Origin of the sequence: Pseudoalteromonas sp. 20-MNA-CIBAN-0454 (assembly GCF_040308685.1) — a bacterium.
Taxonomy (GTDB): Bacteria; Pseudomonadota; Gammaproteobacteria; order Enterobacterales; family Alteromonadaceae; genus Pseudoalteromonas; species Pseudoalteromonas nigrifaciens.
This window is the reverse complement of record NZ_JBEOOB010000023.1, coordinates 1-24006: the sequence shown is the minus strand read 5'-3', so window position 1 is coordinate 24006 and position 24006 is coordinate 1. Positions and strand designations below refer to the sequence as shown.

Here is a 24006-nt window from a genome sequence, read left to right as displayed (position 1 = left end):
TTTAGTGGCTGTTTTTAATCATTATAAGTATTTGGTAACTCTACAAACTCAACCCAGTACTTACCGAGTGCTTTCATTAGTTCAACTAAACCATCAAAGGTAACTGGCTTAGTTATATACGACGCAGCACCTAAGTCGTAGCCTTTAACCATATCTTCTTCTTGCTTTGAGGTAGTTAAAATAACAACAGGTATACCCTTTAAGCATGGGTTTGCTTTAATAGCTTGCAATGCCTCGCGGCCATCCATACGTGGCATATTTAAGTCTAATAAAATTAAACCTGGTCTGGGTGATGTATCTTTTTGCTCAAATTTACCTTTTCGCTCCAAGTACTCTAATAGCTCCACACCATCTTCAACAAAATGCAACTCGTTAAGTACACGGCTTTCGGTGAGGGCATCTTGAGTTAATAAACGATCATCTTCATCATCATCAGCCATTAAAATAGTGATTGGTTTTACTTTCGTAAGTGGCATTTAAGCCTCTCCTTGCAATGTGAAAAGCTCGCTTTCCACAGGTAGTTTTATTATGAAGCTTGCACCCTCACCCATGTTACTTTGTGCTGTTATAGTACCGCCATGACGCTCTACTATACGCCGACAAACAGATAAACCTATGCCGGTGCCTTTATATTGCGAGCGACCATGTAAACGCTGAAATGGAACAAATATTTTATCTGCATAATCTGGCGAAAAACCAATACCGTTGTCTTTAACGGTAATTATTTGCCAACAAACTTCGGTATTATGCCCTTCACTAAACTCACTCGTTTTTATGTGTTCAATATTAATAACCGGTTCTTGTTTTGGATGTCTAAATTTAACCGCGTTTGAAATTAAGTTTAAAAATAACTGTTGCATCTGGCTTGGGTCGGCCTGAATTATTGGCATATCGCCCACATTAACCTGTGCATTAGACTCTTTAATAGCAATTTCTAAATCACTTAAAATATCATTTAATACATTATTTAAATCGGTATCAACAAAGTTTTTTCCACGGGTGGTAATACGCGAAAACTCTAATAAATCATTAATTAAATTAGACATGCGTTGCGCTGCATTTTTCATGCGCGCTATATAGTCCATGCCTTTTTCACCTAGCTCATCTTTAAACATAGTTTCGAGACGATCACTAAATGCTTGAATTTTACGCAGTGGCTCTTGCAAGTCATGGCTTGCTACAAAGGCAAACTCTTCTAGCTCGCGGTTACTGCGACTCAACTCATCTGAATAAAGCGTTAGCTCTTGAGTTCGCTCTGTCACTTTGTTAGCTAGCGTTTCGTTTTGTTTTTCAAGCTCTGCACGATACTGCGCAGCATTTCTTAAATTTAACCGTGTAAGTACAAACATGCCTATAATTAGCAAACCGCTAGTGACTGCGGTAATAACAAAGGTAATTTTAGCTTCATTTTTTATTTTTGCTAACTTAGAAAAATGGCTAACTTTAAACAGCATTTCTCGATCTTGAATTTCATTTACCGCTAAGCGAATTTTTTTATACAGCTCTCGTCCTTTATCTGTGTTTACTAAATACAGCGCACTGCGCTCTTTATTATTTTGCGCTAAGTTAACGGTCTTTTTTAATTCAATTTCCTTTTGATCCACTAACGACAATAACAGTGCAATACGCTCTGCCTGGCCATTAATTTCTGAACTTAATGATTTTACATGCTCAGTTTGTGACTCAAGCTGCTCAAGTGCATCATAATAAGGAACTAAATAATCACTTTTTTCTGTAAGTAAATAACCTCGCTGACCCGACTCGGCCTGCACAACTGACAAATGTAACTTTTCGATAGCGCTAGTGAGCATACTGGTATTGTCTAAACTATTTTGCGTTTGGCTTAATCCTTGTATGGTATTTACTGCCAAAAATGCGTTACCAATAATGATAGATAACACCACAACAATAAATGTTGCCCAAATGACATTAGCTTTACTTGGTTCTTTTTGCGTACTCATTTAGCATCCTAATTCAAAGAGATAAATTATTGCGAGTCTGTAATTGTTTGTAAGCTTTCGCTGCACTGTTGGCAGTTAGCAATAATTTTATTTAGCGCATCGAGTGCTTTCTCTTTGGGCATATCGTTTTCTAGCACCAGCTTTATCAGCTCCGCATTCATCGAAATTCGATTAAGTGGCGCTCTCGCATCGTGTACTAACTCATTCAGAGGTTTTTTACTGTGATTGCTCATTGTTTTCCTCAAATTTTATTTATATTCGCCAATGCCACCATAAGCATTAAGGCGGTTATAAAGTGTTTTAGTACTAATACCCAGCATTTGTGCAGCCAGTGTTTTATTACCTTGTACCTTATCGAGCGTGGCATGAATAAGTTCTTTTTCTACTTCTTCAATGGTTTGTCCTGCCGATACTTGCTTGTCGTTAACTTGGCTATTCACTTTTGAAAATGGCGACTCTAAATTATCGGGTAAGGTAATATCACTGGTTTGTGGTTCGCTCATAATAAAGGCACGATGTATTGCATGGCGTAGCTCGCGCACGTTACCAGGCCAGTCATAGCTTTGTAGCTCTTTTAACTGTTCGTTATTCCAATTAAATGCGGTGCCATTTTCATCATTTAATTGCTCTAAAAAGGCATTTGCTAATAGTGGAATGTCTTCTTTACGATCGCGCAGTGCGGGTATATCTATAGGAAACACTGCCAATCTAAAATAAATATCTTCACGAATAATATTATTTTGCGCTAAATCGGTAAGTGAACGGTTAGTGGCGGAAATAACTCGGCAATTTGTAGGTATTTCGCGATTTCCGCCAACACGTGTTACTTTTTTTGTTTCTAGCACGCGCAGTAAGTTAGGTTGCATACCAATTGGCATTTCGGTTACTTCGTCTAAAAATAACGTGCCGTCATTTGCTTGTTCAAACACGCCTTCTTTACGTGCAATAGCACCGGTAAATGCGCCTTTTTCATGGCCAAACAGCTCACTACTAATTAACTCTTTTGAAAAACCACCACAGTTACTTGCCACCAGCGGTCCTTCACATTCGCTGGCATTATGAATGGCCTGAGCAACCACTTCTTTACCCGCACCACTTTCGCCCATAAGCATTACGTTGGCGTGGGTTTTAGCCACTCGCTCTATCATGGTGTACAGCTTATGCATTGCTGTAGACTCGCCTATTAGCGTACCAAAGTGGCGGGTTATAGCTGATGATTTCGTTTTTTTAATGGTTTTTTTCGGGCCATTTAACACCCTTTCAAGATCTTCACGCTGCAATGGCTTTAATAAATGCGCAACATTTGGCTCGCACATGTCGGCTAAAATCCCCTTTACCGAAGGGTGCCCAGATATTAGAGTTATTTTAGGTGAATGGCCTATCATTTTTAAATGATCTAGTAGGTGTAAGCCGCTACCGTCGGGGAGCATAAAGTCGAGCAGTATATGATCAAAACTATTGTTTTCTAGCCACTGATGGGCTTCTTTTAAACTGGTTGCTGTACTTATGTTATGGCCGAGGAATTCGACTATATGACAAACCACGTCACTAAACTCAACGTCATCGTCCACTAATAGTATATTTAACATGATTAATCCCTATGCTTTTTTATTATTCTACTTGGCCTTAGCACTAAAAGAAAGGCGCGCTATTTGTCGCTTAAATTACAGAGCTTATATTATTTAGTTACATTTTCATCAGTGAACAGTGTAAGCATACTTGATGTACTTAAACTTAAAAAACACTCACTTTATATACTATTTAATAAAAACCTAAAATAAATAACTGATATAATTTAACTTTATTACAGGAGAGCCAATGCGCCCATTAAAAACCCTCATTCACCCAAGTATTAATATTGAACAAGGCAGCCAATTTACACGTATTACCGCCCGCGCTATTGCCATGCATAAACAGCATATTTTATTAATGTATACAAAGAGATACGATGACTTTAGTTTACCTGGTGGCGGTGTTGATGAGCACGAAAGTATAGAGCAAGGGTTAATACGTGAGCTACAAGAGGAAACCGGCGCACAAAATATAGTAATAAAAAAAGAGTTCGGCCTATATGAAGAGTACCGCCCTTGGTACAAAGACGACTTTGACATTATTCATATAAAGTCTTATTGCTATGTATGTAATATTGACCAAAAGTTAGGCCAAACGCAGCTTGAACACTACGAGCAACAAAATGGTATGGTTGCCAAGTGGGTAGATATAAATGAAGCAATTGAGCATAACGAGCGAACACTTGCCACCAGCGATAAGCAGGGGCTGTCGATTATTCGCGAAACCTATTTACTCAAAGAAATAGCTAAACAGTTATAGCCTGTAATTAGCTTTACTTACACCTGAGTAAAGCTCAACAAGGTATTTTTTTTGTGCTATAAAAACGATACAAGCCAACTAAATTACTGCTTAAAAATAAGCTTTCCATAACAATAGCGACCGGTGAGCCTGCAAAAACGTTATGGCTTATCCAAAATAAAGTACCTACAACCATACATAAACGCATATGTAAGTCGTGCTTTTGAAACGATGCAAACGTTTGAATTAACGTCGCAATAAGTGCCAGTGCGCTAAACCAATCTTGCCAAGTAAAATAAACAGCCACGCAACACAGCAGCATAAAAGCATACATTGCCCACGTTTTACGTGCATAAATGCAGTAAAAATACCTAAAGGCGGCAATTAACATTAAGCAACCTGCGCTATTGTGCCCCAACATAAAAAAGTGCACTGCAGTCAGCAATACCGACATAAATAAGCAGGTTAAAATTAACGAACGCGACTTAAACTGAAACGAAGCAAGGTCAAGTAATGTTGCTATAGCAACTAACGACTGAGCAATTAAAAACATAGTGACTCCTTAAAACAGCAAGTCTAACTAGCTTTAACGTTATTACTCTTAACTTAAGTTAAGTCGTTTACGAATTCTTGATAAAGAAATTGCCGAAATACCAATATACATAGCCACTTGAGTTAAACTTAGCTGCGCCAACCAATGGGGCTTTTCGGCTAATAAATAACGGTAGCGTTGCTCGGGTGTATTAAGCAATAAAAATGCTTCTTTGGCCTCTTTAAATATAAGCTGCTGCGCAATAAGTTGTTGCTTAATTATTTGCCATTCGGGTTGATTAAATATATTCAATGGGACGCTAATAACGCTTACCCTATTAATTACTTTTAGTTGATAAAACGCTTCGGTATTCGTTAGCCAGTTTCCATAAAGTAGCGCAAACTCATCTTTAAAGTAAAACTCCTTACACCTTTGCCCGCCCTGTGCATCATCATGTATTGCACCTAACACCCCATCAAGAATTAAATAGCCATAACGCTGCTTTTGCCCTTGTTGTAACAATACGGTATCGCGCGCTATATGCTTAATTGGGTATTGCGCTGCAAGTTGCAGTTTTAAATTTGCAGCAAGTTCTTGATAGCTATCGCCTAGCGGCAAGATTGAAATTTCATTCATTTATATTAACCATTTTTTGATGAGGGTTTACTGGCTCTAACTAGCAAGCTAATAATAAAAAGCTAAGCCTAAAAACACGTAAATTACTTTAATTTTCTTGTAAATTTTGCAGCTACTTGCATTGTTTACAAAATATAACAGATAAATAAACTATAAAAATATTAAATTCATATTATAAAAAACATTAAATTCATTAATAACATAAACTTATAAACAAACTCGAATAGAACCTTAACTGGCATTACCTTTGCACTTCTCAGTACAGACAAACATAGAGGAGATTACAATGAGCAACACAGTTAATACGATCAATCCAACAACTGAGCAAATCATTAATACCTATACGCTGCTGTCGCAACAGCAAGCTGAGCAGGTAATCGAAAAATCTCATCAAACCTATTTACAGTGGCGCTTAGTGTCAGTGACCGAACGTGCAAAACACTTAAACAAATTAGCTTCATTATTCGAAGAGCAAAAAGATGCCATAGCCAAGCTTATGACCGAAGAAATGGGTAAAGTATACGCCCAAGGTTTGCAAGAAGTTGAACTGTGCGCAGGCATTTGTCGTTACAGTGCCGAGCACGGCCCTAAAATTCTTGCTGATGAAGAACGTGACATGGACGGCGGTCGCGCAATTGTTAGCTATCAGCCTACGGGTGTACTACTTGGCATTCAGCCTTGGAACTTTCCGCTTTACCAGGTAATTCGTTACAGCGCCGCTAATATTATGGCCGGTAACACCACAGTGTTAAAGCATGCCAGTAATGTATTTGGTATGGCCGAAAAAATTGAAACCTTGTTTAAACAAGCCGGATTTCCTGAGCACTGCTTTAGTAACCTACTTATTGATGGCAAAACAGCCAGCGCACTCATAGCGCATAAAGCGATTAGCGGCGTTACCTTTACCGGTAGCGATAGCACAGGTAAAAAAGTGGCCGAGCAAGCGGGTAAATACGTTAAAAAAACCGTACTAGAGCTTGGTAGTAACGACGCATTTTTAGTACTTGATGACGCCGATTTAGAGCTTGCCGTAAAAACCTGTGTAACAGGACGTATGATCAACAACGGCGAAACGTGTGTTTCGGCAAAACGTTTTGTAGTGGTTGAGTCTCTGTATGATGACTTTAAAGCACAAGTAAAACAGCAGTTTGAAGCCATGAAAATGGGCGATCCAATGGCCGACGGCACTGATTTAGGCCCAATGGCACGTAAAGATTTACGCGATGGTATTCACGAGCAAGTAATGCAATCGGTTAAAGCAGGAGCAAACATAGTCACCGGTGGTGAAATACCAGAGCAAACCGGCTTTTACTACCCTCCTACGCTACTTGATAATTTAGCGCCAGGCATGCCAGCATACGATGACGAATTATTTGGCCCTGTTGCCTCGCTTATAAAAGCGAAAGACAACAACGATGCAATGAAAATTGCTAACTCGTCTCGCTATGGTTTAGGTGGCGGCATTTTCTCAAAAGACGAGAAAAAAGCCATTGAGCTGGCTAAAAAGCACTTCGACACCGGCATGATCAACATAAACGGCTACGGTTTAGCGCAACCAAACTTACCATTTGGTGGAGTTAAAGAAAGTGGCTACGGTCGAGAGCACGGCGGCTTTGGCATGCGCGAATTTGTGAACGTTAAAAGCATCATGATCCACAGCTCATAAACTTACTATAAAGTACGAGTACTAAACACTCGTTACTAGAAAGTAAAATAAAACACCGCGCTAATTCAGCGCGGTGTTTTTGTATTCAATTTATCTAACATCAATTTTTGTTATTACGATTTTATATCGCACTTTTACTCATCATTTTTATCACGTGCTAAAACGCAGCACCTAAGCTCTTTATAAATTAATTACTGAAAGCTTAACTCTTTTCAAACACTGGCACTTTGCGTTTATCTGCTTTGCTCATAGCGAGTTGTTGAATCTCTTCTTGCTTGTGCTGCGCCGATTTAGTTTCTAGCGATTGTTGGTCGGCATTTTCAAAGGTTAGCTCGGTTAATAGCGCGAAGTGATCAGAACCGTATTTAGCTAATCGTTTTATACGCTTTACTTTAAACCCTTCGCTGTGAAATAAATGATCCAGCGGCCAGCGCATAAAAAAGTAACTTGCATGAAAAGTATTGTAAAAGCCACGGCCTTTACGGGGGTCTAGTAAGCCACTAATTTGCATAAACAAACGGGTACTGCGCGACCAAGCTACGTCGTTTAAGTCGCCGGCAACTATGGTTGGCCGTGTTGGGTTTTTAAGTGCTTTTGCTACCATAATTAGTTCTGAGTCGCGCGGCCGCGATGAGTCTTCTTCGGTGGGGCTTGGTGGCGCTGGGTGAATAAAGTGCGCTTGCATTTTAACCCCTTGTGCACTTGCAAATAAAATATGAATTGACGGTATGTCGTCTTCTATTAGCTGGCATATTTGTGCGTCAAATATTTTAAATTTACTGTATAGGTGCATGCCGTAACGGTTGTCTTTAGGGCACTCTATGTAATATGGATAGTCTTTTTTAAGTACTGATAACTTATTTTGCCACCAGCTGTCACTTTCAAGGGTAATAAGCAGGTCGGGTTGATGCTGATCAACCAAGCTAATTAATTGCTCACTGTTATGGTTCGACATAAGTACATTTGCCGACATAATTCTTACACTGTGCGCAATGTGTTTTGAGGCGCTTTGCACTTCTTTTTTTGCCAACCAAGTATATGGGTATATCCACTTTCCCTGTAAAAACAGAATTAATACAGCGCCTGCAACAATATACAAAAAGTCTGTGGCGTTATTAAATGCAAAGTACCCAGCAACACATGCTATAAAGCTTGCAATATAAAACACTTGTAAGCGAATAAAGTCGCAACCACGCACCAGGTAATGCTGGCTATACGCCATAGGTAATAGCGTTATAAATAATAAAAAACTTGTTATTATTGCCAGCGTAATAAACATTTAAATTCCTGTTGGTTGCTTATCGACTCAAAATAGACAGTATTTCGCGCGTGTCGTGTACCATATGAATAATAGTACGATCTACCTCTATGCGTACAGTACCTTTATCTCGGTATCTGTCTATTACTTTGGCACGCTTATAAATATCACGCTCTAAAATATCACCTCTGTGGTAACTTTTATGCCAACCCGGTGGTGTCCACCCTTGACGAATAAGTTTTTTAGCTTCTTTTTTAGATAAGTGGTTATCGTGGCGATCATATTTTTTATGGTGTTTTTTCCACTCATGCTTATTTGAATAGTGTTTTTTATTATGGTGTTTTTTATTGTAGTGCTTGTTTGAGCCATGCTCGTATTTACTATGTTTATTATGGTGCTTATCATAATAATCATCTTTGTCGTGCTTTGCTTGTGCGTTAAATGAGCTCAATATTAAAATAATTAATGCGCTATAAATGGTTTTATACATAGTTAATCTCTGCTTTAGTTAATAACGCAAGATTAACAAGTTAGCCTGAACATTATATGAAACTCTGTATAAATTAATCTTAACGCTGCTTATATTGCGTTTTACAATGGCTGCGCATAATGGCGGGATCACGCAGCTTTAAATGTTTGGTTTTGCGCCCAGCGTGGCGTTTTCGCCATACTTTAAAGCTACCGCTGGCAATATTTTGGCGCATAAAAACCACCAACTGCGAATAGTTTAAGCCATAAAGTTGCTCTATTGCTTCAAACGGGGTTCTATCCTCCCATGCCATTTCTATAATGCGCGATTGCTGCTGGGCGTTAAACATAGTTATTTTCTCTTTAAAAAATAACTAATACGAAGCACTAAAATTGCACGATCAATTTAACTTAAGCCATATAAAATAGAGATATATTTAATTACGGTTATTTTTTATCATTATTTTAGAAGAAGAAAGTTTAAGTGTATGATATTAAATATATCTATAACCAAGTATAGAGAAGTTAACTATGTTTACAAAGCTGCCACGCTGGGTTGAATATGGCGCATTTACACTGGCATTTATTGCCGGCATTGTGAACGCCGTGGGTTTATTAGGATTTGAACATCAGGCTATTTCTCATTTGTCGGGCTCTGTTACTTTATTTGGCATTAAATTAATGAGTGATGGCAGTGCGGCATTATTACTGTTTAGTATCATAATTAGCTTTATGCTTGGCTCTGCGTTGTCGGGGTTTTTACTCAACGGTGGTTCGTTAAAGTTAGGCCGACATTACGATACTTTATTGTTTATTGAAGGGTTATTACTACTAGCCAGTGCCTACTTACTTTATAGCTCCTTTGTTTATGGCATAGTGCTGGCATCTGCCGCTTGTGGTTTACAAAATGCGCTGGCAACCAATTACAGTGGCGCAGTAGTACGTACTACACATTTAACCGGTATTTTTACCGACCTTGGTTTAATGATGGGCCGCGCATTAAAAGGCGATGCTGTAGATGGCCGAAAATTCATGGTGTTTTTACTGATCACCCTAGGTTTTTTATGCGGTGGTGTAATTGGGTTTATGCTATTTGAATTGTTTTCTGTAGCAACTTTAGTAGTACCGGCTGTTATGTGCTTTATTTTATCAATTACTTATCGGCTTTATCGTTTACGCAATACCGTTTAACGCAAGTTATTTCAATACGTTTGCCTAACGCTTACCATAGCACTATTGCCATATAATCAATGTGTAGGAATATATGAAACGCCATTACTTACCCCCTTTGCTATTACTCTCTCAGCTACCACTTATAGCCATTGCCAAGCAAAATGATGCTCAGCCAATTGAGCGCATAACAACCACTGCGTCGCGTGTTGAGGCGCTTAGTACACAGTTACCCGTAATTATTAGCGTGCTCAATGAAGCACAATTAAATGCCATTGCTCCAACACATATTGAAGAAGCCATGCAAAGAGTCGCTGGCGCAAATATACAACGTGGTAATGGCCAAGAATATTTACCCGCGCTGCGCTCACCTGTTTTATCCGGTGCAGGTGCCTGTGGTGGTTTACTCACACTTGAGGATGGTATTGCACTAAGAGCAGCTGGGTTTTGTAATATAAACGAGTTGTTTGAAGCACATAGCGAAATGGCGCAGCGTATAGAGGTACTTAAAGGCCCTGGTTCTGCCCTGTATGGCTCAAATGCGGTGCATGGGGTTATTAACGTGATCACCCCAGATACAACGCAAGATGGCGGCTTAATCGGACTAGATTATGGCTCGTTTGGCTATAACCGCTATAAATTACGTGCTGGCCACGATATGGGCAGCAGTGGGTTAGGTATTAACGCCAGCATTACTGACGACAGCGGCTATCGCGATGATGAAAGCGTAAAACAACAAAAGGTAAACTTACGTCACCGGTATAATAATAGCGATTTAGCGCTTACTTCTGGGCTTACTTATACCCATTTAGATCAACAAACCGCAGGCTTTATTACTGGCCTTAAAAGCTATAAAGACGAGAGCATAGCACAACAAAACTTTGATCCGGATGCGTTTAGAAAAGCACGTTCGTTACGAGTATGGAGTAACGCCACTTGGCAACTAAATGACGATACGCTCTCAACAACGGTGTATTTACGTAACCAAAGTATGGACTTTTTTAAGCATTTTTTACCTGGTACGCCACTAGAGTACAACAGTCAAACCGGTGTGGGGCTGCAGTCGCTTTATCAACATCAGCTAGAGAATAATATTAAGCTTAACTTTGGCCTAGATGGCGAATACACCCGCGCCGACTTTTTACAAAGTCAAAACAAGCCAACTCAAGGCTCGGCATTTTTAGTTGCTACGGTCCCCCAAGGTAAGCATTACGATTACGACGTAAATGCCACTTTATATGCACCTTTTGCCAGTGTTGATCTGCAACTAAACGATTGGTTAGTGACTCTTGGCGCTCGTTATGAGCACATGCAATACGACTACACTAACAACATGTTAGCGGGGCGCACGAAAGAAGACGGTACAGAGTGCGGATTTGGTGGTTGCCGATATAGCCGCCCTGCAAGTACAAAAAATAATTTTAGTAACTTATCGCCAAAACTTGGGGTTAGCTATCAGTACACTGTTAATAACCTGCTTTATGCTAACTTTTCGCGTGGCTACCGAGCGCCACAAGCCGCCGAGTTATATCAGTTACAACGCCAGCAAAACACCACTAATTTAAGTGCCGAAATAGCTAATAATGCTGAGTTTGGCTTAAAAGGCGTTTATCAAAATAGTCGTTATAATTTATCGGTTTATGCTATGAGTAAGCACCATACTATTTACCGCGACAGCGACTTTTTTACCGTGAATAATGGCAGCTCGCGCCACCGCGGGATTGAGCTTGAACTTGAGCATGCTCTCACCTCAGCTTGGTCAGTTAACTTTGCCGCCAGTTATGCCAAGCATAGTTATACTAATGAACAAATACTCAATAATATCAATATTAAAGATAATGATGTTGATACCGCCCCGCGTAAAATTGCCAATTTAGATTTAACCTGGCAGGCGTTTAATAACGCCAATGTGGCACTGCAATGGCATCATGTTGGTCGTTACTATACCGATCCTGAAAACTTACACAGTTATAACGGGCATGACATTTTAAGTTTACGAGTACAGTGGCAAATAACAAATAACTTAGCGCTTGCAGCGCGTATTATTAACTTAACCGATACCGCTTATGCCGAGCGCGCCGATTACACTAGCTTTACCGGCGACCGCTACTTTCCAGGGCGGCCACGTAACGCCATGATCTCAGCAACTTATAGCTGGTAAACATCCAGATCGCTCATGTAACGCATGGGCGATTTTTTCATTACTTTTTTAAACATAGTAATAAACGCACTCACCGACTCATAACCTAATAGCTCCGATACCTGCTGCACACTTTGCTGATTAGATAACGCCTGCAGTGCAATTATAATATGCAATTGAGTGCGCCATTTACCAAAGGTCATACCGGTTTCTTTTTTTATTAACCGCGCTAAAGTACGTTCAGTTAAAGCAAATTGCTGTGCCCATTGTGGCAATGTTTTACGGCTATAAGGCTGGCTAATAAGTTGATTGCTCATGTTTTTAATAACACTGTTTTTTGATAGTACAAAGTCTAAAGGTTGAATTGGCATATCCACCAGCTGATCAAATAATACCTGTGCAAGCCGTGCGGTTTTACCCGTTAAGCTATAGTTTTGCTGATTACTTGCCAAACTAAGCATTAACTCTTTTATTAATGGGCTAATGGTTAATGTACAGGCTGTACTTGGCATACCTTGTAAGTTTGCATCAATAAATAAGTGGCATAAATGCGCATTATCAGATGCTCTATTACTGTGCTCTACATTTGCCGGGATCCAAATGGCGCTATGAGTAGGCACCATCCACATTTTTGTTGCCACTTCACAGGTAACATAACCGTGCAGGGCTAAAATTAACTGCCCTTTTGGATGAGTATGCAGCGGAATTTCACGGCTAAGCTGGGCATATTCTATTTTAGCAATAACCGGTTGCGGCATGATTTCAAAGTTTTTTATTTCATTCCAATCTTGGGGAAGCTGCATTTTGTCTGTTTTTAGTTATTTAATGTCTCTTTTACTAAATTATAGTGATGACTTAGCCTTTATACTAGTCTCTATTGCTTCTTGCTAAATAACCAACCTGCTAGGACGTTTACCTTGTTAACTCAACAATCTCAATCTCGCTTATCTTACGCATTATTAGTACTGGGAATTTTACTTATTGCCAGTAACTTACGTGCGCCAGTGACTGGTTTAGCCCCCGTGCTGGACCAAATAATTCTTAGTTTTAATTTAAGCGCATCACAAGCCGGTATGCTTACCACCTTACCGTTAATTGCATTTGCTTTAGCAAGCCCATTAGCCACTAGTTTAGCTAAAAGGCAAGGCTTAGAAGTGTCGCTTTTTATTGCCCTTATTTTAATTGGCTTAGGCTTAGCATCGCGCATGATAGATTCTGTGCCGGTACTTTATTTAGGCACCGCCGTCATTGGGGTCGGCATTGCGATAGGTAATGTGCTGTTACCGAGTTTAATTAAGCGCGACTTTGCACACAAAGTGGCTGTAATGACCTCGGCGTATGTGCTTGCTATGGGTATTTTTGGCGGTAGTTACTCAGCGTTAATTATTCCCCTTGCCGAATATAAACAAATGGGCTGGCAAATTGCTTTAGCCAGTTACGCGTTAATTACTTTAATAAGTTTATTTATTTGGCTACCGCAATTAAAGCTACGCACCAAACCGACTAAAGATCTGGTTGAAAACACCGGTGACGTAAAAGTGTGGCGCCAAGCCCTTGCGTGGCAAATTACTTTGCTACTTGGCTGTAACTCGTTATTTACTTATATAATTATTGGCTGGTTACCAAGCATTTTAATAGACAGTGGCCACAGCGCACAACAAGCGGGTGCGCTGCAAGGCTCATTTCAGGTAGCTTCGGCTTTACCCGGTATTATCTTAATTCCCTTATTAGCAAAACTAAAAGATCAGCGCGTACTCACCTTTGTTTTAGGAGTGTTGGCAAGCCTGTCGTCGATTGGACTGTTGTATATGCCAGACTATGCGTCTGTGTGGTCAATCACTATGGGGTTTTGCTCGGGTGCATGCTTTATATTGGGCTTGTCGTTTATTAGTTTACGTACTCACGACTCACATCAAGCTGCGGCACTTTCTGGTATGGCGCAGTGTATTGGTTATTTACTTGCCGCTACTGGACCTATTATTGCAGGTGCGCTGCATAGTTATTTTGGTAACTGGGCATCTACTTTATGGTTTTGCGCAGGTGCGAGCGCGCTATGTGCGGTGTTTGGTTATTTAGGCGGGCGTAATATTACTATGCGCAACAAAGCGTAAGCGTTAATTAAAAGTGGGCGGTGTAATCATTTGCCCACTTTTATAACTAATTATAGTTTAGTACTTTTTATATATTTAGCTTAAACAGCGCCAATACATTCAACCTCTACAACTGAATTTAGTGCTAACGCTTTTACTGCAAACGCACTGCGCGCAGGATATGGCGGGGTAAAGTATTCAGCATATATTTTATTAAACATTTTAAAGTTATTTATGTCGGTTAGCATAACCGTACACTTTACTATGTTTTTCATACTGTAATTATGCTGCTCTAGGGTGCTTTTTATATTTTCGAGCGTTTGCTTAGTCTCTGCTGCAAAACCACCTTGTGCTAGTTTACCACTGCTTGTAAGCCCAATTTGACCCGACATATACAAGGTATTATCGACCCTTACAATTTGCGAAAAAGGTAAACTTGCTGAGGCCGCATTTAAGTGCTCAATATCACTGTTTTTTGCATTAGCAAAACCACTGCTCAATACACTGGTGAATAAGGTAATTAATGTTATTTTTTTCATCATAAACCTAATTTTTTGGGGTGGTGGCAAATGCAGGCACTTGCACTAAATCGTTCAACCAACTAACGCTAGACTGACACCAAATTTGCGCTACTGGCGTAAACTCATCGCGTTGATCAACCGCCCCTATTCTAAGGCCATATACACGGTTTTCTGTCGCTTCGTTGGTAGCATAAAGTGAGGTGCCACAATTACCACAAAACCCTTGCGCACGTTTATTACCACTTTGCGCCGTTTTTATATATTCTTTAGGCTTACCTTGCGTAAAAGTAACGCCGTTAGGCTCACTCATTATTACCGCTCTAAATGGCCCACTCGACATGCGTTGGCAATCACTACAGTGGCACACTAATAGCGTGTTACTTTGTGTTTTCGCTTGGTATTTTATGTCGCCGCAGTAACAGCTTCCAGTTATGTTCATTTTATATATCCATTATTTTTAACGAGCTCCACCCTTAAGGGTGCTTCGGTATTACACGAGTTTTATACTAAAAGTGTACCTGCATAGCAATAAAACACCACAGCCTAAAGCAACTATTTAGTGCCTCTAAATTTATGGTAAATACTGTTTAAACCAACGAAATAAATTAAAAAAGCGTGATTTAGCAATATGCTTATCAGCACTGTTTTTATTAAGCGCATCACGGCGCGCTTGCGCTATATTTGCTTTAGCAGCAAAGCGCAAGCGTTGCTCATTACTAAGATCGTCTTCAAAGTTAAGCTGTAACTTTTTTACCTCACGGCTACGTTTCATTGAACTACACATAGTACTACCTCAAAAAGGCTATTAACCTAATTAGTAGACAGGCTATGTGCGTTTTTTATTTCATAGGATGTTCAATTCAACACGCCTGTAACACTTTAAGCTAACTTAATAAGCCTAAATTGCTTTTTACCACGCTGCATTACCCAAAAACGATCAAACAGCGGAAAATCTAACTGTGCGTGCTCATCTGTAATGGCCTCGCCATTAATTTTAATCGCATTCGCGTTTATTAACTCACGTGCAGTACGCTTTGAGCTGGCCAGTTCACTTTTAACCAGTAACTCAGCAATATTAATTTTCGCGTCGCTAATAGCGTGTACGGCGAGCCCATCTTGCTCTAATTGCTCAAGCTCTGCCAAGGTGAGTGTTTGTACTTGGCCGTTAAACAATAATTGCGTAATGCGCTGCGCGCTTGCTAAGCCTTGTTCGCCATGTACAAAGCGGGTTAATTGCTCGGCTAAAATACCTTGCGCTTGAGGCTTTTGTTGGCTGGTAATGTCATTCGCTTCAATGGCTTCAATTTCTTTTACCGATAAAAAGGTGTAAAAACGCAAAAAGTTGTATACATCGGCATCGTCACAATTTAACCAAAATTGGTAAAAGCGATACGGTGAGGTTTTTTTCGGATCAAGCCAAATTGCGCCGCCTTCCGTTTTACCAAACTTAGTACCGTCTGATTTAGTAATAAGTGGCAAAGTTAATCCATACACAGTTTGCTTATTTAAGCGGCGGGTTAAATCAATCCCACTTACTATATTCCCCCACTGATCGTTGCCGCCAATTTGCACACTACAACCCAGTTCGCTATTTAATTTAGCAAAGTCGTACGACTGCAATAAAGTGTAACTAAATTCAGTAAACGATAAACCTTGATCAGGGCGTTGCAAACGTTGCTTTACCGACTCGCGGTTGATCATATTATTAATTGAAAAGTGCTTACCTACATCGCGAAAAAAATCCAACACTTCAATACCGCTAAACCAGTCGGCATTATTTTTTAATTGAATTGGCTCGCTTAAATGCGGGTTCATTACGCTCTCTACTTGTGAGCTTAAATCTGCTACCCAACCTTGTACGGTTTCTTTACTGTTTAAGCTGCGCTCGGTGGCTTTAAAGCTTGGATCGCCAATTAACCCGGTTGCGCCACCAATTAATGCCACCGCTTTATGACCGGCATCATTAAAACGCTTTAGCATTAGCAAAGGTACTAAGTGGCCAATATGTAAACTGCCCGCGGTAGGATCAAAACCACAATACACAACTTGTGAAGTTGCTAATAACTGCTCAAGCTGCGCTAAATCGCTAACCTGAGAAACCAGGCCGCGATGTGTAATATCTTCCAGTAATTGTGTTGTCATTGTATTTATCCCACACACATGTGTTAATTAGTTAGGGTAAAAATACTAATTAAAGCTGCTACACAACCATATATCCCTAAAGGGATAGAAAGTACTTTATATTAATCAATTTAAGTAGAAGCGCTGTTTAACGGTGCGAAAGTAGTATTAAGGCAAGGCAAATATTTATGCTAACTAATCTTACTCACTAGTGATTAAGTGGTTTAAAAACAGCTGAAAAAACTCACTCAACGAAGACACTTTTAATTGTGCGTAAATACGTTTACGGTGGTTTTTAACTGTACCTAAGGTGATATTTAATTGCTTAGCAATATCGTTAGAGTCGCAGCCTTGCACTAATAGCATAGCTATTTGTCGCTCGCGGGTGGTAAGTTGCTCGTTGGCAAAGGTAGCTAAGCCACGCTCAATTAATTGCCCTGTAGCTGTGGTAGTTAAAGGCCCAAGCAATAATAAGTTATTGCCCCAATGTTGGCGGCATAATGCTTTTATAAGGCTAAAATGAGCTATTAAGGTGCTTTTTTGTGCGGCGCTAAAGCGTTGTTTGCTTTCTAAAAAGCCTAAATAAATAACAATCCAGCGGCTCTCATCTGTGCGCACACTTATACTTAGTTCATCTACCCAACCGGTTTCGTTATAAAACTGTTGCTGGTATTGGGTATAAGCTGCTAAGTCTTTATTTGCGCTGATATCGACTAACCGATACACACCTTCATGGCCACTTTTTGACAGTTCAATATAAAAGGGATCGTTAATAAACGAATTGGTTAAATAGCGCTGAAACAATAACTCGCGTCGAGTATCTATCGAGTCGTATAAATAAATGGGGTGTTTATGGGCTCTACAGCCTAAAATCACCGCGCAGTCAAATTGCACTAAATGAGCAATGTAATTAACTATTTTTTGTGCAAAACCAGTTGAATTGATTGCTTCAACACATTGCGCAATTAGCTCATTTTCAGTGGGTTTTGCAATCATTACTGCCACGGTGTTTTAGTTAAATTAAAAGTTTAATTGGCGTTAGCATTATAAAAATTTGCCTGTTTAATACTGGCAAAATCATTAAAACGCACGCCATGTTCGCGCATTACATTTAGCACTTTTTTACTTAGCATTTGGCGTAAATAAAATGGCTGATTTGGCACAAAGTGATGAATACTATGGGTTTTACCAAAGTTAAAACAAAACAAGTGAAACGGCATAAATACCCGACTGGTTAACACATGGGTTTGCTCCAGCATATTGGTTACACCGCCATAGTAATGCATGCACGAGGTAACAAAATTTAGCGAGCTCGAGCGCACAATATTAGGTACAATTAACACCACCATTAAAAACTCAAATAGCGACATAGTGCTTAATAACCAAGCCGGCGAGCTTTGTGCAAGCCCAGTAAATAAATTAACGCCATGAAATATAATTACGCTGTATAAAACAATAAAGTAAGCGGTGGTAATAGGAAAACCGGCATTAAATATCTTAAAAAAGTGAAAGCCTTTAATTTCTTTAGAAAAACGTTTGGCGTTAATTAATAAGCCTAATAAGCCATCCACAATAACCAACGCGCGTAACAAAGGATTTTTAATACCGTTACCCACTAAGCGCTCTTCTAGGTCTTGTTGTGTGCCTGAAGTTTTATGATGGTGTAAATGTAACTTACGACGATACCAAGGGCTGATAGTATTAGGGCGCATTAACCACACGGTTAGCATCATAAAATTATGCATAAATGGCTGATTACTAAAATACTGTTTATGAATTAAATCATGCTCTAACTCATGCGAAATAGATGCAGCCATAGCAGCTAAAATAATACATAACCACGCAGGAATAATGGCTAAATAATATAAAAAGCCAACCCCAACTAATGCCCCAAGAGATAACAGTAAAATAACCAATCCCAAGGTATTTTGATGCGTTAATAATGGATGCTTAGCGCGTAGCTTCGCCTCTTCAGCCTTAATAGCTTTAACAATGGCTTGAATATTTTCTTTTGCACTTAAATGAGTCATAAATTACAACCGATCAATTATGTTGGGGCGGATAATACCCGAACTGGTAAAAAAAACACCTTTGAGAGTACTTTCTTATGCTCTTTGATACTAGTTGCTAATGCTTTTACACGCTAATTACTGCAAAAACAACACGGGCGCCTCTTCTATTAGCGCCCGTAATTTATTTAATCCTAGCGTGAGCTAAGTTTATGTTAGTTTTTTTGCTGTGCAGCTAAATAGTCAATCGCCAGCTGGCTCATTGCTTTAGTGCCCACTTTAAGCGTTGACTCGTCAACATAAAAATACGGCGAATGGTTGGTTGGTGCTGTTTTTACATCTTGCCCTGTTGGCGTGCCGCCTAAAAACAAAAATAAACCCGGTACTTGCTGCGCATAAAAAGCAAAGTCTTCTGCGCCGGTTACTTTTGGCACATCAAACAGGTTATCTTTACCTACTATATTTTTAAGTGTTGGCAACATTTGCGCGGTAAGCTCTGGGTTATTCACCGTTACTGGGTAACCTTTAAAAATATTTACCTGTGCTTCGGCTCCCGACGCTTTAGCAATATGCGTAGCTGTAGTGGTTAATTTTTCAAAAATTTGTTGGCGGTTATCCATATCAAAATTACGAATAGTGCCTACCATTTCTACACTATCGGGAATAATATTGTTACGTACGCCGCCGGCTATTTTACCAAACGAGATAATGGCAGGCTCTTTAGTTATATCTATTTGACGACTAACAATATGATTAACCCCTGAGACAATTTGTGCAGCAACTGAAATAGGATCGACCCCACCCCAAGGCGATGAACCATGCGTTTGCTTACCTTTTACCGTTATTTCGAAGCGATCGGCACTGGCCATAATTGGGCCACTACGATAACCAATTTGGCCGCTGTTTAATCCCGCCATAACATGAATGCCAAACGCCACATCGGGTTGATACTTTTTAAATATCCCCTCTTTTAACATTAACTCAGCTCCGCCCTCTTCGCCTTGTGGCGCGCCTTCTTCTGCTGGCTGAAACACAAACATAATATCGCCGTGTAATTCATTTTTTACAGCGGCTAATACTTCAGCTGCACCCATTAGCATAGCCACATGCGTGTCGTGCCCACAGGCATGCATAACCCCAACATCAACCCCATTATACTTGGTAGTTACCAGTGATTTAAAAGGCACATCAGCTTTTTCGGTTACTGGCAGTGCATCCATATCGGCACGCAGCATTACTGTTGGCCCCGACTTACCGCCTTTTAAAATCCCCACTACACCTGTGTAAGCAATGTCAGTTTCAACCTGCATCCCTAAGGCTTTTAAATGGCGTGCTACAATCGCAGCGGTACGTGTTTCGCGGTTACTTAACTCAGGGTGCTGATGAAAATCGCGACGCCATTCAATCACCTTATCTTCAACCTGATTTATCTGTTTATCGATATTAATATTGGCACTGGCATTAAATGCCCCTAGGCTTGCTAAGCCAATAGCTAATGAGATTAATGAGCGTTTCATCTGTGTTCCTTTTTATTATCTGCCTTTAGCAACACTGTGCAGTGCTGTTATAGAAAATTTTGACGTGAGTAAGTAGATAATGCGCAATGCACTGAGCAATGCAAATAATTACCCGGCTATTTTGAGTTATTATGCAAAACATTTAATAAACTACATAGTAACTAAAACTCACTAGAGTAAAAACACCAATAAAAAATGACGCTGTTTAGCGTCATTTTTGTTTAACTTTATTTTATATATTTACAATATAACTAGGGCGTTTTAACTGCTTTTTCTGGCGAGCTAAATACACCTTTAACAACTTGCCAAGTAACCGCTAATGCGCCCACCATAAATACTACATCACCAATGGTGCGCACCCAGCGTAGCGTTACCAAAGTATCGCTTTGCATTAATGCTTCGCTACGTGCATACCAAAGTCCCTCTGATGCGCTGGCAATAAATTGAATAATACCAACCGGTAATAAGCTAGTGAATAGCATTAACGCTAGCCCTATATTCATCCACCAAAAAGAGGTTTTCATTAAGCCTTCATCAAATTTTAAATGCGGGCGAATGTATCTTAATATGAGTAGTGTAAAGCCCAGCGCTAAAAAGCCATAAACGCCAAACAAAGCTGCATGAGCATGTGTTGCTGTGGTATTAAGTCCTTGAATATAATACAAAGCAATTGGTGGGTTGATCATAAAGCCCAGCACACCTGCACCTAACATATTCCAAAATGCAACGGCTACAAAATACATTATTGGCCATTTAACATTTTCCATCCAAGGCGCACGCGTTTTTAATTTATAATGCTCCCATGCTTCATGACCAAGCACTATAAGTGGCACTACTTCAAGCGCACTAAAAGTTGCACCTACAGCCATAACGGGTGTAGTTGTACCCGAAAAGTACAAGTGATGGAAAGTCCCCGGAACACCGCCTAACATAAACAACGAAGCCGACGCTAACGAAGCCACTGTAGCCATACGTTTAGACACTAAACCCATATTAAAAAATATAAAGGCCAGTGCTGTTGTGGCAAATACTTCAAAGAAACCTTCTACCCATAAATGCACAATCCACCAGCGCCAATATTCCATTACTGAAATATGCGTACGCTCGCCGTAGAAAAAACCCGCACCATAAAATAAGCCAATCGCAATTACCGACAGCATAAATAAAACCAGTAAGTTTTTATCACCCTCTTTATTTAAAGTGGGTGTAATACAACGCATCATTAATACTAACCACAGCAATATTCCAACAAATTTACCAATTTGCCATAGTCGTCCTAAATCAATGTATTCATAGCCCTGATGGCCTAACCAAAAGTTTAGTTCTGGCGGCATTATTTGCGCAATTGCTAAGTACTGACCAATAAACGAGCCAACTACTACCAATACTAACGCCCAAAACAATACATCAACACCCAGCTTTTGAAACTTAGGATCTTCGCCACCATTAATAATTGGGGCTAAAAATAAACCAGCCGCTAAAAAGCCTGTTGCAATCCAAAATAACGCCGACTGAATATGCCAAGTTCGCACTAAACTATAGGGGAACCATTCAGAGGTTTGCACGCCATAAAAGCCCTGCCCTTCAACGGTATAATGAGCGGTAAATGCCCCTACAAATATTTGAAAGGTAAACAAAGCTACAATTAAAAATAAGTATTTACCTAAAGATTTTTGCGAAGGCGTTAAGTTAAAAGATAAAATAGGATCTGTTTTTGGCACGATTGGCTCTTCGTCATCCTGCCTGCGTAAAAATGCCCACGCCCACACTAATGCTCCAATTCCTGCAACCAGTAACACAATACTGACCAGCGACCATACTATGTTTTCGGTAGTGGGTTTATTATCAATTAACGGCTCATGCGGCCAGTTATTGGTATAGGTTGCATTCCCATCTAAACGCTCAGTAGATGCCGCCCAAGCCGTCCAAAAGAAGAACTCGTTTAAACGTGCCCTGCGCTCAGCACTGGGCAAAGTAACTTCTTTCATTGCATAGTTAGCACGGGTTTGCTGCAGCTCAGCTGCACCACCAAACAACGCATTATAATAATCACTGGTTTGCGCTATTGCCTGCATACGTCGCGGCGATAAGCTCACAGTGTTGGTTTTTGTATTATAAGTATTTGTTCTATAATCTTTTTTAAGATCATAGCGCAGCATATGCTGTTGCTGCTCATTGAGTTCATCGTATGCTGTGCCAAATTGATCTTCTGCAGCTAAATTTAACCAACTCACTAACTCGCGATGCAACCAGTCAGCTGTCCAATCTGGCGCTTGATAAGCTCCATGCCCCCAAACCGAACCTAATTGCATGCCACCAACAGATTGCCACGCAGTTTGCCCGTCAAGTATTTGCTCTTCTGTGGTTAACACTTTGCCACTTTCTGATACAAACGCGGCTGGTATTGGCGGTGCTTCACGGTAAATTTCTGTGCCGTAGTAACCTAATAATGAAAAGGTGACTGCGACGACCCCTAAAAGGGCCCACCATAACCTTTTATATTCTCTCATTGCTATCCCCCTGACGATTACGCATATCGCTACTCTCCATAGGTACTTTATTATGTTGAAATAAATGTTTATTTTTACAAAATTGCTTTTTTATTTCGTAAGTAACCAAACCACGACTAAAATTAGCATTATTACCAGTTATTATTGGCTCATAGTTAACATACACCTAAACATGCAAACAAAATGCATGTTTAGATCAATAAAAGTAACGTTAATTAATAACCAGCCTGTAATTAATAAAAAAGTACTGTAGAGCTAATAAATTAAATATATAATTTAATTTATTAGCAAAAGGCCAACAGATGAATATTTCTCGTTTTACCGACTACTCATTACGCGTACTTATTTACCTCGCTATAAATAAAAATACTAACGAAATTAAAACAATAAAAGAGATAGCTGAATGCTATGGCGTATCTAAAAACCACTTAATGAAGGTGGTGCAACAATTAAGTGCACAAGGCTATATAAATAGTACCCGAGGAAAAAATGGTGGGATCAAACTAAATCACGCTGCAGAACAAATAAACATAGGCCAATTAGTTAGATCTTTTGAGGGGAAGTCTGCATTAGTAGAGTGCTTTGGTGAAAATAACTTTTGTATTATTACACCAGCATGCCAACTCAAAAAAGTACTTTCACACGCAATAGAAAGCTTTTTTAATTGCTTAGATCAGTACACCTTGGCCGATTTAATAAACGGCCCAAATAAAGCGGTATTAAGTAAAATACTGATCACATCAGATTATTAGAGTAATCATGCTTTAAATAAAGTAGTCATTACAAGACAACTTCTGTGCTGCTTGCCTTTATTATTTTCTGTAGACATAAAAAACCCCTGCTAAATCTAACAGGGGCTATAAAAAGTGGCATCTGCGGCCGGACTTTAACTTATAACAGCGGCACTCCCGCGTGCCGCTCGAGTCCGGCGGGTTGTGTCCGTTTACACTTTTCTGTAGGCATAAAAAAACCCCGACCAATTTGATCGGGGCTATAAAAAGTGGTACCAGCGGCCGGACCTTAACTTATAACAGCGGCACTCCCGCGTGCCGCTCGAGTCCGGCGGGTTGTGTCCGTTTACACTTTTCTGTAGGCAT

Annotated in this window: 24 protein-coding genes; 6 read left to right on the top strand and 18 right to left on the bottom strand. The window is 39.9% G+C overall.

The window, feature by feature from the left end; genetic code table 11:
• Nucleotides 1–14: 14 nt before the first annotated feature.
• From AAEZ22_RS12110 to AAEZ22_RS12095, 4 genes are read right to left on the bottom strand one after another with little or no spacing between them, the layout of a single operon-like run.
• Nucleotides 15–476 carry a response regulator gene (locus tag AAEZ22_RS12110; RefSeq protein ID WP_011329045.1) on the bottom strand — a complete coding sequence of 154 codons (462 nt, stop codon included), beginning with the start codon at nt 474–476 and terminating at the stop codon, nt 15–17.
• Nucleotides 477–1961, bottom strand: coding sequence for a sensor histidine kinase (locus AAEZ22_RS12105; RefSeq protein ID WP_089368688.1), 1485 nt, complete (start codon nt 1959–1961; stop codon nt 477–479).
• Between the two features lie 26 nt (nt 1962–1987).
• Nucleotides 1988–2194, bottom strand: a complete 207-nt coding sequence (locus tag AAEZ22_RS12100; protein ID WP_011329047.1) for a hypothetical protein — start codon at nt 2192–2194, stop codon at nt 1988–1990.
• A gap of 15 nt (nt 2195–2209) precedes the next feature.
• On the bottom strand, nt 2210–3550 hold the full coding sequence (locus AAEZ22_RS12095; protein ID WP_179807508.1) for a sigma-54-dependent transcriptional regulator: 1341 nt from the start codon (nt 3548–3550) through the stop codon (nt 2210–2212).
• Between the two features lie 229 nt (nt 3551–3779).
• Between AAEZ22_RS12095 and AAEZ22_RS12090 the strand changes: the two genes are divergently transcribed.
• Nucleotides 3780–4292, top strand: a complete 513-nt coding sequence (locus AAEZ22_RS12090; protein WP_011329049.1) for an NUDIX hydrolase — start codon at nt 3780–3782, stop codon at nt 4290–4292.
• A gap of 34 nt (nt 4293–4326) precedes the next feature.
• Here the strand turns inward: AAEZ22_RS12090 and AAEZ22_RS12085 are convergent, their stop codons facing one another.
• Together AAEZ22_RS12085 and AAEZ22_RS12080 are read right to left on the bottom strand one after the other, a co-directional pair.
• Nucleotides 4327–4824 (bottom strand): YgjV family protein, encoded by a 498-nt coding sequence (locus tag AAEZ22_RS12085; RefSeq protein WP_011329050.1) that lies wholly within the window; start codon nt 4822–4824, stop codon nt 4327–4329.
• A 48-nt stretch (nt 4825–4872) separates the two neighbouring features.
• Entirely contained in the window at nt 4873–5439 is a 567-nt protein-coding gene (locus AAEZ22_RS12080) for a Crp/Fnr family transcriptional regulator (RefSeq protein ID WP_182678290.1), read from the bottom strand.
• Nucleotides 5440–5725: 286 nt separating this feature from the next.
• Here AAEZ22_RS12080 and AAEZ22_RS12075 point away from each other — a divergent pair, with 286 nt between their 5' ends.
• Complete coding sequence (locus tag AAEZ22_RS12075) at nt 5726–7105, top strand: NAD-dependent succinate-semialdehyde dehydrogenase (RefSeq protein WP_011329052.1); 1380 nt, start codon at nt 5726–5728, stop codon at nt 7103–7105.
• A gap of 202 nt (nt 7106–7307) precedes the next feature.
• On the opposite strand, the gene AAEZ22_RS12070 is transcribed toward AAEZ22_RS12075, so the two are convergent.
• The 3 genes from AAEZ22_RS12070 to AAEZ22_RS12060 form a co-directional block, all read right to left on the bottom strand.
• Complete coding sequence (locus tag AAEZ22_RS12070; RefSeq protein WP_011329053.1) at nt 7308–8384, bottom strand: endonuclease/exonuclease/phosphatase family protein; 1077 nt, start codon at nt 8382–8384, stop codon at nt 7308–7310.
• A 19-nt stretch (nt 8385–8403) separates the two neighbouring features.
• A complete protein-coding gene (locus tag AAEZ22_RS12065) occupies nt 8404–8853 on the bottom strand; it encodes a hypothetical protein (protein WP_011329054.1) in 450 nt (149 codons plus the stop codon).
• A 79-nt stretch (nt 8854–8932) separates the two neighbouring features.
• A complete protein-coding gene (locus tag AAEZ22_RS12060; RefSeq protein WP_011329055.1) occupies nt 8933–9181 on the bottom strand; it encodes a TIGR03643 family protein in 249 nt (82 codons plus the stop codon).
• A gap of 181 nt (nt 9182–9362) precedes the next feature.
• On the opposite strand from AAEZ22_RS12060, the gene AAEZ22_RS12055 reads away from it, so the two are divergent.
• Together AAEZ22_RS12055 and AAEZ22_RS12050 are read left to right on the top strand one after the other, a co-directional pair.
• The gene (locus AAEZ22_RS12055; protein ID WP_011329056.1) at nt 9363–10022 is read left to right on the top strand and encodes a YoaK family protein; all 660 of its coding nucleotides are present in this window, start codon (nt 9363–9365) and stop codon (nt 10020–10022) included.
• Between the two features lie 73 nt (nt 10023–10095).
• Nucleotides 10096–12162 (top strand): TonB-dependent receptor, encoded by a 2067-nt coding sequence (locus tag AAEZ22_RS12050; RefSeq protein ID WP_352297352.1) that lies wholly within the window; start codon nt 10096–10098, stop codon nt 12160–12162.
• Here the strand turns inward: AAEZ22_RS12050 and AAEZ22_RS12045 are convergent.
• Complete coding sequence (locus AAEZ22_RS12045; protein ID WP_011329058.1) at nt 12150–12944, bottom strand: AraC family transcriptional regulator; 795 nt, start codon at nt 12942–12944, stop codon at nt 12150–12152. The two genes, AAEZ22_RS12050 and AAEZ22_RS12045, sit on opposite strands and share 13 nt — an antisense overlap.
• A gap of 114 nt (nt 12945–13058) precedes the next feature.
• Between AAEZ22_RS12045 and AAEZ22_RS12040 the strand changes: the two genes are divergently transcribed.
• Complete coding sequence (locus AAEZ22_RS12040) at nt 13059–14252, top strand: MFS transporter (RefSeq protein WP_011329059.1); 1194 nt, start codon at nt 13059–13061, stop codon at nt 14250–14252.
• A gap of 80 nt (nt 14253–14332) precedes the next feature.
• On the opposite strand, the gene AAEZ22_RS12035 is transcribed toward AAEZ22_RS12040, so the two are convergent.
• From AAEZ22_RS12035 to AAEZ22_RS12000, 8 genes are all read right to left on the bottom strand, one after another.
• Nucleotides 14333–14773: a Rid family detoxifying hydrolase gene (locus tag AAEZ22_RS12035; protein WP_352297349.1), complete on the bottom strand. Its 441-nt coding sequence runs from the start codon at nt 14771–14773 to the stop codon at nt 14333–14335.
• A 4-nt stretch (nt 14774–14777) separates the two neighbouring features.
• Nucleotides 14778–15191, bottom strand: coding sequence for a GFA family protein (locus AAEZ22_RS12030; protein ID WP_011329061.1), 414 nt, complete (start codon nt 15189–15191; stop codon nt 14778–14780).
• Between the two features lie 132 nt (nt 15192–15323).
• Nucleotides 15324–15536 (bottom strand): hypothetical protein, encoded by a 213-nt coding sequence (locus AAEZ22_RS12025; RefSeq protein WP_011329062.1) that lies wholly within the window; start codon nt 15534–15536, stop codon nt 15324–15326.
• A 95-nt stretch (nt 15537–15631) separates the two neighbouring features.
• Nucleotides 15632–16894, bottom strand: a complete 1263-nt coding sequence (gene tyrS, locus AAEZ22_RS12020; RefSeq protein WP_011329063.1) for a tyrosine--tRNA ligase — start codon at nt 16892–16894, stop codon at nt 15632–15634.
• A 180-nt stretch (nt 16895–17074) separates the two neighbouring features.
• The gene (locus AAEZ22_RS12015; protein WP_011329064.1) at nt 17075–17869 is read right to left on the bottom strand and encodes a LuxR C-terminal-related transcriptional regulator; all 795 of its coding nucleotides are present in this window, start codon (nt 17867–17869) and stop codon (nt 17075–17077) included.
• Between the two features lie 32 nt (nt 17870–17901).
• Nucleotides 17902–18903 (bottom strand): fatty acid desaturase, encoded by a 1002-nt coding sequence (locus AAEZ22_RS12010; protein ID WP_011329065.1) that lies wholly within the window; start codon nt 18901–18903, stop codon nt 17902–17904.
• 194 nt (nt 18904–19097) lie between these two features.
• A complete protein-coding gene (locus AAEZ22_RS12005; RefSeq protein WP_011329066.1) occupies nt 19098–20399 on the bottom strand; it encodes a M20 family metallopeptidase in 1302 nt (433 codons plus the stop codon).
• Between the two features lie 251 nt (nt 20400–20650).
• Nucleotides 20651–22909 (bottom strand): nitric-oxide reductase large subunit, encoded by a 2259-nt coding sequence (locus tag AAEZ22_RS12000; RefSeq protein WP_192531630.1) that lies wholly within the window; start codon nt 22907–22909, stop codon nt 20651–20653.
• 302 nt (nt 22910–23211) lie between these two features.
• On the opposite strand from AAEZ22_RS12000, the gene AAEZ22_RS11995 reads away from it, so the two are divergent.
• Entirely contained in the window at nt 23212–23661 is a 450-nt protein-coding gene (locus AAEZ22_RS11995; RefSeq protein ID WP_011329069.1) for an RrF2 family transcriptional regulator, read from the top strand.
• Nucleotides 23662–24006: the final 345 nt, after the last annotated feature.